Origin of the sequence: Vibrio profundi, assembly GCF_043642225.1 — a bacterium.
In the GTDB taxonomy this organism is placed as follows: Bacteria; Pseudomonadota; Gammaproteobacteria; order Enterobacterales; family Vibrionaceae; genus Vibrio; species Vibrio profundi_A.
Genome location: NZ_JBHZSF010000007.1, coordinates 162,817 through 181,752, shown reverse-complemented (window position 1 = coordinate 181,752; position 18,936 = coordinate 162,817). Strand labels below are relative to the sequence as shown.

Below are 18,936 nucleotides of genomic sequence, written 5' to 3'. Positions count from 1 at the left end.
AATACCTACTTTAAATAACCATGCATTGGCAAACTACAAACTTCTTTAGATAACTTATTAGCAACTGGAAAGTCATTGGCTGAATAGTTAAGATAATGAAAAGCCGGTTGAGCATGCATGCAGGTAGCATAATAGATCATCACAGGGATATTTTTCGCTCTGAACTCTTCAATTATTTTTTCTCTTTGTTCAGCCTTAACTGTATACTGAGCCCAAGAGGATGTGTATCCATGAGGAAGTTCAGGCAATACTAAACTTTTGGGTAAAGTTTGACTATAATTAAGTGCCGCTCTATTTCTATTGTCTAATTCTATTGGAAACTCTTTCAATTTTTCCAACAAAATTGCAGCTTGAATAGTATCAAGGCGACTGTTCACACCTATTCTTATATTATTGTATTTGTCACTTCCTTGTCCATGAACCCTTAGTGACCTTAACTGTTCAGCATATTCGTCGTTGTCCGTAAATATAGCACCACCATCACCATAACACCCGAGAGGTTTAGCCGGGAAAAAGCTTGTTGTTGCTATATCTCCAAACGAGCCTGCTTTTCTACCGTTAATGGAACCACCAAAGCCTTGCGCAGCATCTTCAATAAGCTTTAAATTATATTTTTCTGCAATTCTTTCTATTTCTGGATAATTCGCTGGTAAACCAAATAAATCGACAGCTATGATGGCTTTTGGCTTCAAATCACCACGAGAAATTGTTTCTTTAATCCGAAGCTCAAGATCAATTGGGCAAATGTTAAAAGTCTTTTCATCGGAGTCAACAAAAACCGGAGTTGCGTTAGCAAACGCGATTGTTTCAGCAGTAGCAAAAAATGTAAACGTAGGACAAAATACCGCATCACCGTCTTCTATACCAAGAGCCATCATTGATAATGTAAGTGCGTCAGTACCATTTGCACAAGTGATACAGTGTTTAACGCCAACATAATCCGCAAGCCTTTCTTCCAATTCGAAAACTTCGGGGCCCATAATATACTTACCATGTTGAAGCACGGCATGGATACGAGTATCTATTCTTTCTTTTAGGTGATTATACTGTGCTTCTAAATCAATAAAATGCATTTTCTTACTCTGAAATTAAACTTAACTGCTCGCCTTGCAAGCAATACTTTTGTTGTGTATGTGGACAAGTTATTTCACCGTCACCTTTTAATGGTAAATCTAGCTTTTCTCCATAGGCACTCATCCAACCAATTTGTTTTGCAGGAACACCGACCATTAATGCAAATGGCTTGACGTCTTTATTTACGACTGTGCCGGCACCAATGAATGCATACTCACCAATAGTAATACCGCAAACAATCGTACAATTAGCACCAAGAGTAGCACCTTTCCTAATAACTGTGTCGAGGTATTCATTCTTTCGTTCAATTAAAGATCGTGGATTATACACATTGGTAAAGACCATACTTGGTCCGCAAAATACGCCTTCTTCTAAGTGTACGTTATCATACACAGATACATTATTTTGGATTTTACATTTATCACCAATGGTAACTTTATTGCCAATAAATACATTTTGACCTAAAGATACGCTCTCACCAACTTTGGCTCCGCTACAGACATGAGCCCAATGCCACACTCGGCTATCCACGCCTATTTGAGCACCTTCGTCAACGATAGCCGTATCATGTTTAAAATAACTCATATTAGAACTTTCCTAACTTCTGTAGTAATGGATGTTGATTACTAGAATCCGTTACTATTCTTTCAACTCTGATCTTTTCAACAGTCTCTATAGCGACCCTATTTTCTTCTAAACCGTAGCCATTCCCTGCAAGAATATTTTGATAGCTTTGAGTGTGTAAATCAGTAAAGCCCCCCGAAAACTCCAACTCCTCACCTTCAATGTCTATGCTTCGATAGGTCTTCTTCTCTCCTTGAATAGCATTATCAGGCAAGTTATTTTCATCTATAGAGAGAAACCATTTCACTCTAGCTTTTTCATAAACAAGATAGCCGGCAACTGTCTTTTCATCACGGTAATGGACTTCACTATCTTTAATATCACCAAAAACAAAGTGAAGCATATCAAAAAAATGAACACCTACATTGGTTGCTACACCACCTGATTTGTGGTCAAAACCTTTCCAAGATTTGAGGTACCATTTACCACGTGATGTCATGTAGGTTAAATCGACATCAAATACTTTCTCTTTTGGAGATCGAGCTACCTTTTCTTGTAAGGCAATAATTGATGGATGCAAACGAAGTTGAAGTATAGAGTTTACTTTTGCTCCATATTTATTTTCATACTCTTTAAGAATATCGATTTCTGAAGCAGTTAGAACTAGTGGCTTCTCACAAATAACATCAATGCCATTTTTCAAAGCAAACTTCATTTGTGGCGCATGAAGATAATTTGGGGTACAAATTGAAATATAATCTAACTTATTACCCTTTAATGCTTCATCTTCAACAAAAGCAGCAAAGTCTTCAAACTCCGTAAAGAATTCTGCATTGGGGAAATGCATATCCATAATACCAACAGAGTCTGCGATATCCATGGCAACAGCCAAATTATTATTCGTATCTTTAATTGCTTTTAAATGTCTAGGAGCAATGTAACCAGCGGTACCTATTAGTGCAAACTGCCTCATGATGAAATATTCCTACTATAAATTAAAGGCGGATGTCAGCTTCAGTGTGATGCAATACATGTTTAACGTCGTATACAATATGTTCCGGCTTACATAAACCTCGAATAGCATTTATTCCCATACTTTTTGTTTCACTATGATCAACTGCCAGTATTACAGCATCATATTTCCCGCTTTCTAACGTATCAGTGAGCTCAATACCATACTCATGCATGACTTCCTCTTTAGACGCCCAGCTATCATGTACGTCAACAGTCATATTGAAGTCCTTTAGCTCCTTCACAATGTCAATAATTTTAGTATTACGCACATCTGGGCAATCACCTTTAAACGTAAAGCCTAAAATAAGCACTTTTGCCTCATCAATATGAATTTTTTTACTGGCCAATTTTTTCACTAATTGTGTAGCTACATACTCACCCATCCCATCATTAATACGACGACCAGCAAGAATCACTTCTGGTCGATAGCCAACCTCTTGGGCTTTGTGGGTAAGGTAATAAGGGTCAACACTAATACAATGACCACCAACAAGACCTGGTTTGAATGGTAGAAAATTCCATTTTGTTCCAGCAGCTTTTAAAACTTCTTCGGTATCAATTCCAAGCTTATTAAAGATTTTTGCAAACTCATTAATGATTGCAATATTTAAATCTCGTTGTGTATTTTCAATAACTTTTGCTGCTTCTGCTACTTTGATAGACGAAGCTTTATGTGTACCAGCATCGACAATCGATGAATAAACAGAGTCTACATAATCTGCAATCTCAGTTGTAGAACCTGAAGTGATCTTCATAATCGTTGTTAGACGATTTACTTTATCACCTGGATTGATCCGTTCAGGGCTATAGCCAGCAAAAAAATCTTTATTGAAAATCAAGCCAGATAGTTTTTCAATAATCGGAATACATACTTCTTCTGTAGCACCTGGGTATACCGTAGACTCAAATACAACAACATCTCCTTTAGAAACCACTTTAGCTAGTGCTTCTGATGCCTTTTTCAAAGGAGTCAGATCCGGAGTATTATCATCTGTTATAGGAGTAGGAACTGTCACCACATAAAAATTGCAATTTTTTATATCACTTAATTCACACGTATAAGATAGGTGTTTTGCTGACTCTAATTCTTCATCAGTACATTCCAACGTTGAATCCGTTCCATTGGTCAGTTCTAAAACTCGTGGTGCATTAATATCAAAACCTATCGTATTGTACTTTTTCCCAAATTCTACAGCTAATGGTAGCCCTACATACCCAAGCCCAATAATACCAATATTTAGATTTTCTAACGTCATTTTATTTTCTCAATTTTATAAATTCAATGGTAAGCCAATTTCTTTATTATCACGTGCAGAGCGATAAGTGCTGATCAATAACTCAAGTGACTTAAGGCCTTCCCTACCATCAGTTTCAGGTTCAGCCTTACCACGTAAAACATCGGCAACATTTTGGAAATAAGGAGGATGACCAAAACCATAAACGGAAGTTGTTTGATAATTAGCATTTTCAATCTCAGTATCATAGTCTTTCTCTTCAGAGAAATTCCATTCTTGAATTTCATTAACCGCAACCCCACCTATGCGCGCTGTACCTTTTTCGCCTAAAATAGTAATCGAGCCTTCTAGGTTTTGAGGGTATGTACACATAGTCACAGCCATAGAGCCTAAAGCCCCATTACGCCATTTGATATTTACTACTCCAGTATCTTCCACATCAATATCTCGATGAGTTGACGTCATTGCATGAATTTTTTCAACGGGACCAATCAACCAATGCATCAAGTCTACATAATGTGTAGCTTGATTCATAAAGGCCCCTCCATCCATATCCCAAGTACCAGACCATAATGCACGATCATAGTACTCCTGAGGGCGAGTCCAAAATACATTCAAATGCACCATATGAATTTTACCAAAGCGTTTCTCTGAAACTGCTCGCTTTAAAAGCTGCAAAGTTGAGTTGCGTCTATTTTGTTTAACAACAAACAAACGTACGTTTGCCTCGTCGCAAGCTCTAACCATATCTAAACCATCTTGCCATTTAGTTGCCATTGGTTTTTCAGTAATCACGTGAATCTTAGCCTGCGCAGCTTTTATAGTCTGTGATGCATGAATACCGCTAGGAGTGCACAGTGTAACTACATCTAAATCGATACTTTGTAATAAATCATCAAGAGATGAATACCCTGGTACTTGGTACTTTGCAATGTGTTCCGATAGTACATTGGGATTATTGTCACACACTGCAACTAACTCATATTCATCAGACAATTGCTGTATAGAACCAAAGTGGTTTTTAGAAATTCGGCCACACCCGACCACAGCAATACGTATTTTTCTTTTGTTTATCATTGGAGTGCCATTCCTTTAACTTAAAAAAATATCTCAGTGCTCTTGGAGCACTGAGACATTTTTGTTGAGTTGATACAATATATTTCGTCTATTCTTTGTTAAATCTATTTTTTATCACTTGAATATGCATAGTTATAATAACCGTAACCATATGAGCTTGACGCTTTCTTTTCAATTGCATTAAAGATAACTCCTTTAACCTCAATACCAGACTGTTCAAACCTATTACGGGCTATTTCTATCTCTTTTATAGTATTTTGTCCAAAGCGCGCAACCATCAAGGTAGTGCCAGCAAATGCACCAACAATACCAGGGTCTGTAACCGCTAACACTGGCGGTGTATCAACAATCACTAAGTCATATTCTTTTGACGCCCACTCCATAAGCTCAGCAAATCGCGGATGCATCAGCAACTCTGAAGGGTTTGGGGGTACTTGACCACGAGTAATAACTTCTAAGTTTTTTACTGGAGTAGATTTAATTGATTGCGAAAACTCACACTTATTACTTAATAAATCAGAAAGGCCATTATCCCATTTGAGACCAAAGCTGTGCTGCAAATATCCTTTGCGCATATCTGCATCAATTAATAATACCTTCTGTCCTGTCTTTGCTGCCACAGCAGCAAAGTTTGTAGAAATAAAAGACTTTCCAATACCTGGTGCAGGCCCCGATATCATTAATATATTATTCTTCGCTTCAAGCATTGCGAAATGAAGACTGGTACGTAACCCACGAAGTGCCTCAATAGATAGATCTGCCGGGTTAGACTCAGCGAGCAAAGCTTGTGTTCCCTCACTCAACCTTCTCTTGGATTTAAATCTATTTGTTAACTCCATTTGCAAATCTGACTTTGGAACTGCAGCATAGACAGCTAATCCTATTTGCTCAATCTGTTCTGGAGACTCAACGCCTTTATGTAAGGTAACCCTAATTAACACATATATAACACTAAGCATAAAACCAATAACAGATGCCATTAGTACAATGATCAATTTCTTTGGCTTCACTGGTTTTGTATAGATTTGAGCATAATCTAAAATCCGAACATTACCTATTGTTCCAGCCTTTATGATACTTAGTTCTTGAACCTTGTTTAATAACTGGATGTATATTTGTTGATTAACCTCAACATCCCGAGTCATCCTCAAGACTTCTCTCTGTGTTTTAGGGAGTTTTTGAACTTGCTTATTTAGTCTTTCTTTTTCCTTTAACAAAGTTTCACGTTTATCCAATAAGGACTTATATGCTGGATGATCTTTAGTAAATCTCTGACTAATTTCACTTTCTTTAAAGGTTAAATCATTTAACTGAGCCTCTAAACCAACCATGACTTTTAGGGTAGATTGAGCTTCAAGTCCTAAATCTATGGATTCATTCTCTTGTCTAAAGTTATTTAGAACATCTTCATACTCTGTTAATTTATTTTTAACTCCTGGTAAATGACCTTGTAGAAAAACCAAACTATTTTCAGCTTCTGCAGAGTTTCTCTTTACATTTTGAAGAAAATAGTTTTGAACAACACTGTTTAATATTTCCTCGACTTCCTTACTATCTTCACCTTCATAACTGAGTTTTAGTATGCCGGTTTTTTTTCCTTGTTCAAAAACAGAAAGGAACCCTTTGAGCTTTTCAATTGCTTCGAAACGACTAATAGTATCTACGTAAAAATCAAATCCTTCACGAGCATGCAGTTCAGATACAAAGATCTTATAACCATCTACAACTAACAATTCACCGACACGACCTTCAGAAACAATAACATCGTCCCTAACAAGACCATATACTCCAGTTGACTCACTTAAAGTACGAATAGAGTGTTTATCATTGTTGTATTTTTCAGGCACCTGAAACCTGTCAATTTGTATGCTATTATTATGACCTCGAAGTCTAGCAATACCTTTACCAATAATAGGGAAGTATCCAGGTGATACAATTGTAGTTAAGTTAAACTTATCTACTGTATCACCAAGAATCATTCTTGACTTTATAATTTCAACTTCTGTTGTGGATGAGGATTCCTTAGAAAAGACCTCTCCCATATCTCCCAACATAGAAGATATCCCACCACTACTTTTTTCTTCAATTTGAATTAATGCATCAGCTTTATAAATCGGTGTAGAAATTAGGGCAAACGCAACACCACCTACAAGAGAAATTGCGGTTGAAATAACAATCAGCCATTTGGCATCAATCAATGACCCAAATAGCTTTCCTAAATCAATTTCATCTGATTTTTCAATTTGTGATGAGAAAGGTTGTTTTATTGTCATCGAGTTATTATTTCCTGAAACTAGTACTATTTTTATCGAGTGGTTTATTCTAAATAAACAGCCTTAACCCATGCCATCGGCTAACTTACAGTTTTTTCGCCCAAGCTTGCGCTGCTTCATCAATCAATATATAAGCGTGTTCAAAAGCTTCTCGGCTTTGGCGGTAAGGGTCGGGGATATCTTGTTGACCAATCCATTGTCCGAACAACATAGTCTTTCCTCTGGCTTCTGGAGAAATTTCAGTTAGCGCCTCCATATGCCCTTTTTCCATCACTAAGATCAGATCGTATTGTGCGCAAAGCTGTGAAGTGACTTGCTGTGATTGATGACCTTCCAAATCAACACTATTTTCCGCCGCAACAAGAATAGCTGTTTCATCTGCGGATTTACCAATCAAATGGCTTTTTTCAGCAGCGATACCTGCTGATGCTACTTGCTTATGTGGTATTAATTTTTGTAACACTCGCTCTCCGGTAGGGGAGCGACAAATATTACCAACACAAACTACAAGAATTTTATCAAACATAAATTACTATAAACCATATAAACTGGGCCACATAAGCATGTGGCCCTATATTCAACCTATCTTGACTTAAGGCCAGTTACGAATACGTAAAACACCTTCTGTCAACTCGTTGAAGCCAGTGATAGTAGGAACTAACTGTCCAATCACACGATTCCAACGACTGATCGGTGCAACAGTCACATAAACAATATCATAGGGTTTAAGATCAAACTCTGTTCCGATAACTAGGGCAGATGCATCATCCATATTCAATTGGTAGATATCAGCCATACGTTGAGATTTGTCATCTGAAGTACGAATGACGAATACGCCCGTAGCATCCGCAGAAAACTGGTTAATGCCACCAACATGTCCAAGAGCTTCAGTTAAACTCATACCAGCACGATCAATTTTGAGCAATCTAGGCTCATTGACTTCACCCATTACAAACACTTTTTGATTATCATTACGCGGTACATGAACAATATCTCCGGCTTGTAATAATCTGTTTTGAGTTAAATCACCGCGTTGCATTAATCCATATAAAGAAACATTCTCTTCAATACCATTGCGCGTCAACGATACGTTTCTCCAATCTGCATTCTCAGAAAGTCCACCAGATCGGTTTACGGCATCAAGCAGTGTCAGAGGAATATTGGTAATTGCTTGTTGTCCAGGACTCGACACTTCTCCCGTAATATATGTCTTTTTTGAACGAAAGGCTGCAACACTAACATCTACTTGCGGACTTTCAATATATTGTGCTAGACGTTTTGTTATATCCGTACGAATTTCACGAACACTTTTCCCTGCAACTTCTACTGTACCAATATAAGGGTAGAAAATGGTACCATCGGCATGTACCCAGTTACCCGCTTCAGAAGCACTACGATAAGAGCCTGCAGGAATAGTCAGCTCAGGATGGTCCCAAATTGTGATATTAAGGATATCACCAACACCCACCTTATACTCATATTTTGCAATTTCAATATCTAGTTCTGGGTTAGCTTGAGATATAGACTTAGTTTGACTCTTATAACTAGACACCGTTTGAGCGGTTAGAGGGTAAAGGTTAACAACATCTGAAATATCCGCAGATAGTTGTTCCTCAGATGGAAGGATCACATTCTTATCATCGGTGGTAAGGTGCGTGCCTGGAGTAGTACAGCCAACTAATAAAGCGGGCAATAACGCAAGAAGGAGACGATTTTTCTTAATCTTCATGTTAACCAAATCATTGTTGAGAAAATGTAATCACGTCCAAGTGATACAAGATAGATGACCTTACCATTGGCAATGGCTTAAACGGAGGGTGAAAGGAGTGATATTTTGATATCGGTTCCATTTTAAATCACTGTTGGGCACGCTACCGCCCGTTGATATACGCGACATCACACTGCGTAGTTGTCTGTGCACCAGAAGCGGTCCTTGAACAGTAAAAGAAAAGCCAATGGTGATTTTATAAAGCACGCATCAAAAACATGCTCAAATTTAATCCGTATGTATTATCCACAGTTTGTCTGTATTATCAACCTTGTTGAATGGTTAGGCGCTTGGAAAAATAAGAATAAAGTTGCACACCTAAGAGCAGTAGCGGGATTCGAGTAAACGAGTGGCGAAAAGACAAAAGAGTAGATTCGAGATGCGGGTGTCGAGTAAACGAAAAGATAAAAGGGCAGTGACGGGATGCGAAAAAGCACAGGCTCTTCACATCCCGCGTCTCGTATACTCTAACCTATTCTTGAACTCATCGCATCTCGAATCCCGCTTACTCGTATCTGCTCTTAAGTTATTCGTATCTTCGCTTTATTCCACCTTACTTGGCCTTTGGAACCATGGCGATCTTGCGTCGGTTTGTTCAAACAGACTGTACTGTTTGTTTAATACCTGTCCGCCGTCACGAGTTAAAGGTTGCCATGTAAATTGAGTTCGGTTTGAACTTGGTTTCACGGTTAACAGATCAAATGGAATCGATACATAAAAGCCTTTTGTGTAGCTGCCTTCACCAAAGTCTTCTTCACTTAAGTCGGTTAAGCTTACAAACGCGCCAGCAATTACGCCGCTCTTGAACTGTTTTGAGAAATCAATTCGGGTGCCTACATCGCCAGCTAAGAACTTACCGTAGCCAACTTTAAATAACGTATCGCTCAAAAACTCCCACTGAGGCATATAGTAACCAGTCACGAAACCTGTGGTGCCTTTATCAATAACTCGATATGAACGACTCGGGTCCGTTGGGTGTGCCTGCCACTCTTCATCAAAAGTATCAAACCAGCTGTCTGGGTCACGTTGGCTAATCGCTGTTACATCGGCACCAATAGCCCAGTTACTATTATATGGACGGTAAAGTACTTCACCACCGACACCAGCGAACATGCTCTCTAGGTAACCCGCATAAGCTTGGCTGTAAATACCGCTACCGTAATCTTCAAACCAAGTTAGTTGCAAACGGTCTAAACGAACTGGCTCTTCTACATATTCACGGAAAAGTGTTCTCACCCTTGCGGTTTGATCAGTACCGTCTTCTGGAACTGTGTAGTTAAACTTGTCGTAGTTGTCGATAAGGTTGATATACAGAGAACCTGACAGCTCAATATTTTTATTCGCCCAGAAAGAGGCGTTGGTATACAAACCCAAAGCATACAGGTAAAAATCTTCAGCAGAACCGAAAGATTGGGCTAGGTTTGGAGACACTGAAACATCAAAACGCTCTCGTGCATCGTGGTAATCCACAGCTGAAGTCGCTGCAACATCTCTATTCTGAATCGAGTCTTTGATATCAGCATCTAAATAAGAGTAGCTGGCAGATTTTTTAAACTGCTGTGCATTAATATCCGTTTGTGAAAGCTCGCCAGCATTGCTGGTTTCAACAATTTGGTACGTATTGATGTAATCAGGAATGTGATTAGCAATCACTGTAGAACCACGCTCAAGTGCTACTTCGCGGTCGCGGTATTTAACCTGTTCACCTTTCACCACCAGCGTATTGTCATCAACCAGAACCTGCGCTTGCTCATAGCCTGCAATGGTATCTAACTGTTCTGTTAGTTTAGCTAAATCAACCTCATCCATATTGCTCGCTTCAGTAGGGCGAAGCTCTGCGGCTTCCGTATCACGCCAAATTGAGGTTATTTCATTGAAGTTAGTGGTTAAGTCAAAGCCCATGGTTAAGGTATCCCCACGCTCATAACTCACTTTCGCTGTAGCCCAATCGTTAAAGCGATAAACCGCACCTACATTCCAAGGTGTATGCTGTGTCATAACTACCGCGCCGTTTGTAACTGGGTAGTCTTGAGAGTAATCATTGCTATCATACTCTAGCTTTAGCGTAAGAGGTCTGTATGGAGTTTGATATTCTAGTCCACCATAAATGGAAGCATTTCCCCTGAACCATCGCTCAAAGTCGACCATACCACCATTACCTTTGGTATCTGATGGTCGATCACAGAATTTATCACTAGCTTTACAGAATGGATTGGTAAAATTACCACTGGTGCCCATATAGCCCCAACCCATGCCTAAAGTAACATCCAGTGGGCCGAACCTTTTGTTAGCAGCAACGAACTCACCATCAAACAATCCCGTACCACCAAAGTCACGCACGCCTACAGATAGTTCCGGCAAGTAATAGCTCTCTTCTATCACGCGGAGTTTGAAATCAATACCTTTATCTGTATGCTTATTACAGCCGCTAAAATTATCTGCCGAACAGTTTGGATCCCCTGCATTACCACCACTGTATAGAACATCCTGTGTTTGCGTATATCGAATGGTGGTTTCCAGCCAAGGCATCAATTGTAGGCTTACAGCATAAAAATAGTATTCATTATTAAATGACGCACTTAAGTTGAATTCACCCTCAGGAGCCATACGAGCAGTTGGCATTTGCATTAATCCGACACCGCCAAAGTCCATTTGTGAATGTTTAAAAATCGGCTCATCAAAACTAGAAACATCTACTTCAGAAGGTTGTTGTTCTTGCGCCGTAGCAGAAAAGCTACTGATAGCTATTAAAACACCAGTAATAGAACCTGCAAGAAGAGTTAATGGAAATGATTGATTAGCCGACATTACAAATTAACCTTATGACGTAGAAGTTCGATAATATTTTGATTTAAACCTGAAAAATCAGACGGTAGTGAATCAAAAGCAATAAATAGAGTCGCACCGGGTGCAAAATAAGCTTGTTTACTATTCCAGTAGGCGTAACTTACTTCATCAACATGGCCATCTGGCTGAATAACAAATGCTGTGCTCTTATCTGCGATCTCTAACAGTTCACCTTTTGGTAGTGAAGATAAGTAGTTATCTAACTGGCCATGTTCAATTAACTTAAGTTTGTGTGCTTGTTTTACAGCCCCAATCAAAGTTAGATCTGTTGGTCTTTGGGTTAGATATAACTCGAAGTGCTGCGAGAAGTGCTGCGATTGGTTTGGCTTGCCTGATTCCAGCGCCTTCCCTTTTGAAAGCGGTATATCTTTTAAAAGTAAGAGCGGATTTTTCTCTGGCTGTGAGATCACTACGTTTCTGTCTAAATCAACAAAGTAACGCGCTTGATAATCAAAGGACTCTAACTGTGCAATCACAGACTTTACTTGCGGTTCTTGAAGTGCCAATTGATTCAACTGTTCAATCACTTGTACTTTTAAAGTATCAACGTGCTGTTGTGCATTGAGGTCAAACAATTGTGCTGATAGTGGAAAATAACCTAACGCACCATTAGCATTTGCATCATTCAATACCTGCTCTAAACGAATGGGCTGTGAGTAATTAAGGGTAACTCCCTGAACTGGTAGTTCCACAGTAAGTTGTAGTTCTTGAGCTTCTGGCTCTAAAGAAAGGGCTTGTGCAACGCTTGAGAAGAATAACGAAGTGAAAAGCGAAACTAAAGCTGTACGCTTACCCAATTTCAATAATGATTTCATTCTGCTTATCACCACCGATTAGTTTGCTTGATATGGTTTGAGTAAAGTTAGCTCGAGACGAGTCATATCAGGGCCAAGGTACTGGACGGTTTTCACTACCCTGCCTTGGTCATCGACCCAATATTCATTTTTAATTTCCTGACCTAATGCAGGAAAAGCCACTTGCTCGACAAACTTATATGTCTCGAACGTAGCTAATGGTGTTTGAATGGTTTCTTGATTCACGTAAGTACGGACGGTGTTAGCGCTGTAGCCAAAGCGATAATTCGGCTGCCAATCATATGTTGATTGCCATTTTTGAGTTTTAGGAGCCTCAGATACATCAAAGTTTGGTACCACAATACTCATTGGATTCATCGATAACCCAGAAAGATTTTCATATGGAAGCAGTAAAGTTTGAACTACGCGACCGTTTTCGGTTACGAACAAAGCGTTATCAGACGACATCCACTTTAATTGTTCTGCTCCAGTTTCAGGGTTTTGACCTACAAAAGCCAACACCATAAATATCTTTCCCTGATCATTTATTTCCGCATACATACTGGCATAAGGAAGTTCTTGAATGTACTCAGCCGTAGTTGCCACATCGGCATCACCAAACATAGCTTCATCGAAAGTAGTGTTAAGATCTTGAAAATTCTGAGAACAGCCCGCCATCAGCAAGCCTAAAGAGGCGATAAGAGGTTTAATCATTTTTATCTTGTGCTTCCTAGCTATATCACTTACGTACAGCAAGTATAAAAAAACCACTTTATGCTTGCACATAAAATGGTTTTTAGATTACTCAACCAACAAATTAGTTAGTTGTTGTAGTTGTTGTTGCACCGCTGTCGTTACCAGCTACTGCTACTGCACCAGCTACCGCCACTGCACCAACAGCTACAGCCGTAGTTGCAGCTGTACCCGCCGCAGCACCAGCTGCTGCACCACCGGCTGCACCGCCAGTCGAAGCTGCGCCAGCTGTTGCTGATTCTGCTGCTGCAAGTGCAGCGCCTGAGAAGCTAACAGCTAGTGCTGCCGCTAAAGCAATCTTTTTCATAGAGTTCCCTATTTATATAAACGTTTATACTAGGGCAAAAATAACTTGCCCCAACAAGTTGTTCAGCTTAAACAACTAATTATCAATGATAGAGGCTGTCATACATTAAGTAAATGCATAATTGTTAACCAGACTTAAAGATTCAACTAATTTCACATCTAAATGCTTATCTACACACCTGATATAGTATCAGCCTATTACAACAACTTATCAGCGAGTGATACTAACGTCACCCGACATTAAACTTTCTGGGGAAGTTTTGATTTATGCACAATGCCGTTTCATGAATTGCCAAACCTAGCTATACTTCGGGCTGATTATTTTTAGCCCTAAAATGGTAAGAGCGCAGGATATGCAAGAATACGTAGCATTTTTTCAAGAGAACATGATTCTCGCCGTTGTTTGGATCGGCCTTGTTGTAGCGATCATTATGAATATCGTTAAGACATCAACGGCGGCATACAAAGAAATCACAGCGGCCCAAACTACACAGTTACTAAACCGAGAAAACGGCGTAGTAGTTGATATCCGAACTAAAGATGAGTTTAAGAAAGGTCATATTACTGACGCAGTTCACATTTTACCTTCAGATATCAAGGCAAATAACTTTGGTAGCCTTGAAAGCCGTAAAGCTGACCCAATCATTGTGGTATGTAAAACTGGTCAAACAGCTCAAGCAAGTGCGAACTTACTAGCTAAAGCTGGTTTTGAAAATGTCAGTCTTCTAAAAAGCGGCCTTGTCGCTTGGAGTGAAGCAAACATGCCACTGGTCAAAGGCAAAAAGTAGAGTCGGCAATCGGCTACGCTTAAACTTGGCCCGCATAGAATATCAAGATTTGGTTGCTTTAACTTAACCAAATCTAAAGCAATAATTTTTAAGGAATAAAAAATGGCTGAAGCAGCACCACAAGAAGCACAACAAAACTTCGCAATCCAACGCATCTTCCTAAAAGACGTATCTTTTGAAGCGCCAAACTCGCCAGACATGTTCCAAAAAGAGTGGAACCCAGATGTAAAACTGGATCTAGACACTCAAAGCCGTGAGCTAGGTGAAGGTGTATATGAAGTTATCCTTCGCTTAACCGTGACAGTGAAAAACGCGGAAGAGAACGCGTTCCTTTGTGAAGTTCAACAAGGTGGTATTTTCTCTGCCACAGAAATGGAAGCGGGTCAACTTGCGCACTGTCTAGGTGCTTTCTGTCCTAACATTCTATTCCCATACGCTCGCGAAACTATCTCTAGCCTAGTAGTTAAAGGTACGTTCCCACAATTAAACCTTGCGCCAGTTAACTTTGATGCACTGTTCATGAACTACCTACAAAATCAAGCTCAAAAAGCAGAAGGCGAGCAAGCTTAATTAGGTAGCTTAAAAGTAGAACATTAAATGCACATTGCATCTTTTTATATGGATGCCATGTGCATTTTTTATTTATACTCACTTTCTTTTAAGTCGTTTATTCAATACTCCTATCAGGAAAACATATGACTAAAGCAAACAACACCTACGGTAAAGAAATTGCAATGACCGTCATCGGCGCTGGTTCTTACGGCACTTCATTAGCAATTTCACTCGCACGTAATGGCGCTAATATTGTTCTATGGGGACATGACCCAAAGCACATGGAACGCCTGCAATCAGATCGTGCAAACCATGAGTTTTTGCCAAACATCGACTTTCCAGAAAGCCTGATTATTGAAGATGACCTAGAAAAAGCGGTTCAATCCACTCGCGATATTTTGGTGGTCGTGCCGAGCCATGTTTTTGGTACGGTTCTGAGCAGCCTAAAGCCTCACTTATCTGAACACTCTCGTATTTGCTGGGCAACTAAAGGACTTGAACCAGAAACTGGTCGTTTATTAAAAGATGTCGCACACGAAACACTTGGCGAACAACATTCGCTTGCTGTGCTGTCGGGTCCCACTTTTGCTAAAGAGCTCGCAATGGGTATGCCGACGGCTATCTCTGTCGCCTCCCCTGATGAACAGTTTGTCCAAGATTTACAAGAAAAGATCCACTGTAGTAAAACGTTCCGTGTATATGCGAACTCTGATTTTACTGGCATGCAACTAGGTGGCGCAGTCAAAAATGTCATCGCTATCGGTGCCGGAATGTCAGATGGAATTGGTTTTGGAGCTAATGCTCGCACGGCTTTAATTACCCGTGGTTTAGCTGAAATGACTCGCCTAGGCGCAGCGTTAGGAGCGCAACCAGAAACCTTTATGGGTATGGCTGGACTTGGCGATCTCGTCCTAACTTGTACTGACAACCAATCTCGTAATCGACGTTTTGGCCTTGCACTCGGATCGGGTAAAGACGTTGACACTGCTCAAGAAGAAATTGGACAAGTCGTTGAAGGCTACCGTAATACCAAAGAAGTGTGGTTATTGGCAAATCGAATGGGCGTAGAGATGCCAATTGTTGACCAAATTTATCAAGTGTTGTATCAAGATAAAGATGCACATTTAGCCGCACAAGACCTCCTCGCTCGAGATAAAAAAGCAGAGCGATAAAAAGTTAGTAAATCACACTAACCAATAGCGCCCAGATCAATTTAAGGATTATTTGATGAAGCATTGTAAGAAAGTAAAAGTATGGCAAGCAATCGTCCGTGAAGCTCGTAAACAATCGGAACAAGAACCAATGCTGGCTAGCTTTTATCATGCAACCATCATTAATCATGACAGTCTTGGTGCAGCGCTTAGCTACATTCTAGCCAACAAGCTAAAAACTGCATCCATGCCAGCAATGGCAGTGCGTGAAGTTGTAGAACAAGCCTTTCAAGAAGACCCAAGCATTATTGATTCCGCGGCCTGTGACATTTGTGCAACAGTTACCCGAGATCCTGCGGTAGAAATGTATTCCATGCCGTTGCTTTACTTAAAAGGTTACCATGCACTACAGGGCTATCGCGTCGCGAACTGGCTCTGGAAACAAGGTCGAATCGCACTCGCAACTTACCTGCAAAACCAGATATCCGTTGCTTGCCAAGTTGATATCCACCCTGCTGCGAAAATTGGTAAAGCCATCATGTTGGATCACGCCACTGGTATTGTCATCGGTGAAACCGCTGTGGTGGAGAATGATGTCTCTATTCTTCAAGATGTTACCCTTGGTGGTACAGGCAAAGAAGGAGGCGATCGTCACCCTAAGATCAGAGAAGGAGTGATGATTGGAGCTGGAGCAAAAATTCTTGGTAACATTGAGGTAGGAGAAGGAGCAAAAATTGGTTCGTGCTCTGTTGTACTGCAACCTGTACCTCCTCATACTACGGTAGCCGGTGTTCCTGCTAGAATTGTTGGCCGACCGAAAACAGACAAACCTTCACTCGATATGGACCAAGCTTTCAACGGTAAGTCCCAAAACTTCATCCATGGTGATGGAATTTAATAACTCTCTAACTTCAGTCAGACCTGTGTAAGGAGCAGCTAGCGTGCTTAAGAAAAAGAACAAGGGAACCATTGTTGCGCCAGTGTTGCTCTCCGTATCTCTTGTTCTATTCAGCCCTCTTGTCACTAGTGCTTCACAGAATGAACTAAAAGGCGTGAAGAGTGAAATATCTCGTCAGAAGCAAGATCTAAGTTCGCAGCAAAAAAAGTTAGACAAACTGCAACAGTCACTAAAAAAACAAGAGTTAAACATCGCTTCGTTGGAACAAAAAATAGCACATTCCAAAAAGCAGTTAACATCTTCAAATGACAACATTGCCGATATCAATCAGAAAATCGAGTCCCTGCGCGTTCAAAATCTACAACAAACTAAAAAACTAGAACAGTTACTGCAGACTTACTATGTTACTCAACGAGCAAAAGCCCCTTCCCACATTCTGAATACCGGAATTGAAGAAGACCGGATCAGTCGGTATTACCAACATCTAGCAAAATCTCGTTCCAATACGATTTCTGAACTTGAAGTTACCCAGAAAGCCTTACAAGCTGAGCACCATCAATTGACACTAGAGCAGCAACGCATATCTGACCTACTAAAACAACAAACTGCAGACAGAAATCAACTCGCTAGCACTCAATCTAAAAGAAAGAAAACCGTTGGAAGTATTAAGAAGAACATATCTGGTGACAAAAATTACCTAGCGGAACTACAAAGAAATGAAACACGTCTAAAAGCAGAGATAGCAAAAGCCGCCAAGAGAAATGCTATTCCTATGGACGGACTTGCCAAGCGAAAAGGTCGCTTGCCGTGGCCAGTGAAAGGCAGAGTGCTTCACAATTACGGAACCAAGCAAACAGGTCAAGTCAATTGGAAAGGCATGGTGATCGATGCTAAATATGGCCAAGCCGTTAAATCCGTCTATTCGGGCACTGTTGTTTTTGCCGAATATTTAAGAGGCTACGGGCTAGTCGTGCTACTCGATCACGGCAAGGGTGACATGACGTTATATGGATTCAACCAAGCACTAGTTAAAAAAGAAGGAGATAAAGTCACCGCAGGGGAAACGATAGCCTTAGCAGGTGATACGGGAGGCCAAACCCGACCATCTCTGTATTTTGAAATTAGAAGAAACAGCCAAGCTCAGAACCCTAAAAGGTGGTTAGTGAATTAAGAAACTATACATTCGAGACGTTTAACGTTTTTACACCGTCTTCTAGCAGCAGTAACTGCTCAATACCCTGCTCTGTCGCAATTGGTTTCACAAATGCAATCATTTGTAACATCCCTTGATGCACCACTTGCTCAGTGATCTTCACCTTTGGCGACATGGCCGATTGATATGCCAACCAACTTGATGCAATTAAATGAAGAGAGGTCACCATTGACTTCATCTCAGCCTCATTCACTTTCAGTAACTTCATATCCACAAATGCTTGCATGATATTAACTAGGTTAGTTTGTAAACGCTCTTGAACCGAGATGTACTCTTCGTGAAGTTGTTCGTCTCGTGACAGAATTTCAGGTAAGTTCGCATAGAAAAAACGGTATTTCCACATCAAAGTGAAAATCGAGTCGAGGTAGTGCTTTAATAGCGTTAAGCTCTCTTGCTGCCCTCGAATAGGAGTAAAGCGTTCAAGGAGTTCTTCTGAATAAAGGGTAAATATATCACGGACAATTTCTTGCTTATTACGAAAGTGGTAATACAAATTTCCCGGACTAATCTCAATATGATCAGCTATGTGGTTGGTTGTAATACTTCTTTCTCCATGCTCATTGAAAAGTTCCAAAGCGGCATGAACGATCTTATCGCGTGTTTTCATTTTTATTGGTATCCCTATCCGT

At 40.1% G+C, this 18,936-nt stretch carries 18 protein-coding genes; 5 read left to right on the top strand and 13 right to left on the bottom strand.

Features of this window, described 5'->3' with window-relative positions; all coding sequences use genetic code 11:
- Nucleotides 1–5: 5 nt before the first annotated feature.
- The 12 genes from ACHUFI_RS13080 to ACHUFI_RS13025 form a co-directional block, all read right to left on the bottom strand.
- Nucleotides 6–1,073 (bottom strand): DegT/DnrJ/EryC1/StrS family aminotransferase, encoded by a 1,068-nt coding sequence (locus ACHUFI_RS13080; protein ID WP_394249769.1) that lies wholly within the window; start codon nucleotides 1,071–1,073, stop codon nucleotides 6–8.
- Between the two features lie 4 nt (nucleotides 1,074–1,077).
- Nucleotides 1,078–1,659 (bottom strand): acyltransferase, encoded by a 582-nt coding sequence (locus ACHUFI_RS13075; protein ID WP_394249767.1) that lies wholly within the window; start codon nucleotides 1,657–1,659, stop codon nucleotides 1,078–1,080.
- Between the two features lies 1 nt (nucleotide 1,660).
- The gene (locus tag ACHUFI_RS13070) at nucleotides 1,661–2,611 is read right to left on the bottom strand and encodes a Gfo/Idh/MocA family oxidoreductase (RefSeq protein WP_394249766.1); all 951 of its coding nucleotides are present in this window, start codon (nucleotides 2,609–2,611) and stop codon (nucleotides 1,661–1,663) included.
- Between the two features lie 22 nt (nucleotides 2,612–2,633).
- A complete protein-coding gene (gene tviB / locus ACHUFI_RS13065; RefSeq protein ID WP_394249764.1) occupies nucleotides 2,634–3,908 on the bottom strand; it encodes a Vi polysaccharide biosynthesis UDP-N-acetylglucosamine C-6 dehydrogenase TviB in 1,275 nt (424 codons plus the stop codon).
- A gap of 15 nt (nucleotides 3,909–3,923) precedes the next feature.
- Nucleotides 3,924–4,964: a Gfo/Idh/MocA family protein gene (locus ACHUFI_RS13060; protein ID WP_394249762.1), complete on the bottom strand. Its 1,041-nt coding sequence runs from the start codon at nucleotides 4,962–4,964 to the stop codon at nucleotides 3,924–3,926.
- Between the two features lie 104 nt (nucleotides 4,965–5,068).
- Complete coding sequence (locus ACHUFI_RS13055) at nucleotides 5,069–7,237, bottom strand: polysaccharide biosynthesis tyrosine autokinase (RefSeq protein ID WP_394249760.1); 2,169 nt, start codon at nucleotides 7,235–7,237, stop codon at nucleotides 5,069–5,071.
- An 85-nt stretch (nucleotides 7,238–7,322) separates the two neighbouring features.
- Nucleotides 7,323–7,763: an arsenate reductase/protein-tyrosine-phosphatase family protein gene (locus ACHUFI_RS13050; protein ID WP_394249758.1), complete on the bottom strand. Its 441-nt coding sequence runs from the start codon at nucleotides 7,761–7,763 to the stop codon at nucleotides 7,323–7,325.
- 66 nt (nucleotides 7,764–7,829) lie between these two features.
- Nucleotides 7,830–8,966, bottom strand: a complete 1,137-nt coding sequence (locus tag ACHUFI_RS13045) for a polysaccharide export protein (RefSeq protein ID WP_394249756.1) — start codon at nucleotides 8,964–8,966, stop codon at nucleotides 7,830–7,832.
- Between the two features lie 582 nt (nucleotides 8,967–9,548).
- Nucleotides 9,549–11,813 carry a YjbH domain-containing protein gene (locus tag ACHUFI_RS13040; RefSeq protein ID WP_394249754.1) on the bottom strand — a complete coding sequence of 755 codons (2,265 nt, stop codon included), beginning with the start codon at nucleotides 11,811–11,813 and terminating at the stop codon, nucleotides 9,549–9,551.
- Entirely contained in the window at nucleotides 11,813–12,667 is an 855-nt protein-coding gene (locus tag ACHUFI_RS13035) for a capsule biosynthesis GfcC family protein (protein ID WP_394249752.1), read from the bottom strand. Before ACHUFI_RS13035 ends, ACHUFI_RS13040 begins: the two co-directional genes overlap by 1 nt.
- A gap of 18 nt (nucleotides 12,668–12,685) precedes the next feature.
- Entirely contained in the window at nucleotides 12,686–13,360 is a 675-nt protein-coding gene (locus ACHUFI_RS13030) for a YjbF family lipoprotein (RefSeq protein ID WP_394249750.1), read from the bottom strand.
- Between the two features lie 103 nt (nucleotides 13,361–13,463).
- Nucleotides 13,464–13,706: a hypothetical protein gene (locus ACHUFI_RS13025; RefSeq protein WP_394249748.1), complete on the bottom strand. Its 243-nt coding sequence runs from the start codon at nucleotides 13,704–13,706 to the stop codon at nucleotides 13,464–13,466.
- Nucleotides 13,707–14,058: 352 nt separating this feature from the next.
- On the opposite strand from ACHUFI_RS13025, the gene ACHUFI_RS13020 reads away from it, so the two are divergent.
- The 5 genes from ACHUFI_RS13020 (at nucleotide 14,059) to ACHUFI_RS13000 (ending at nucleotide 18,265) form a co-directional block, all read left to right on the top strand.
- Nucleotides 14,059–14,493, top strand: a complete 435-nt coding sequence (locus ACHUFI_RS13020) for a rhodanese-like domain-containing protein (protein WP_137358771.1) — start codon at nucleotides 14,059–14,061, stop codon at nucleotides 14,491–14,493.
- Between the two features lie 102 nt (nucleotides 14,494–14,595).
- A complete protein-coding gene (secB, locus tag ACHUFI_RS13015) occupies nucleotides 14,596–15,063 on the top strand; it encodes a protein-export chaperone SecB (RefSeq protein ID WP_394249746.1) in 468 nt (155 codons plus the stop codon).
- 125 nt (nucleotides 15,064–15,188) lie between these two features.
- Complete coding sequence (gpsA, locus tag ACHUFI_RS13010) at nucleotides 15,189–16,217, top strand: NAD(P)H-dependent glycerol-3-phosphate dehydrogenase (protein ID WP_394249744.1); 1,029 nt, start codon at nucleotides 15,189–15,191, stop codon at nucleotides 16,215–16,217.
- Nucleotides 16,218–16,272: 55 nt separating this feature from the next.
- Nucleotides 16,273–17,094 (top strand): serine O-acetyltransferase, encoded by an 822-nt coding sequence (gene cysE, locus ACHUFI_RS13005; protein WP_394249742.1) that lies wholly within the window; start codon nucleotides 16,273–16,275, stop codon nucleotides 17,092–17,094.
- A 43-nt stretch (nucleotides 17,095–17,137) separates the two neighbouring features.
- Nucleotides 17,138–18,265 carry a murein hydrolase activator EnvC family protein gene (locus tag ACHUFI_RS13000; protein WP_394249740.1) on the top strand — a complete coding sequence of 376 codons (1,128 nt, stop codon included), beginning with the start codon at nucleotides 17,138–17,140 and terminating at the stop codon, nucleotides 18,263–18,265.
- Between the two features lie 4 nt (nucleotides 18,266–18,269).
- Here the strand turns inward: ACHUFI_RS13000 and ACHUFI_RS12995 are convergent, their stop codons facing one another.
- On the bottom strand, nucleotides 18,270–18,914 hold the full coding sequence (locus ACHUFI_RS12995) for a TetR/AcrR family transcriptional regulator (protein ID WP_394249738.1): 645 nt from the start codon (nucleotides 18,912–18,914) through the stop codon (nucleotides 18,270–18,272).
- Nucleotides 18,915–18,936 lie beyond the last annotated feature (22 nt).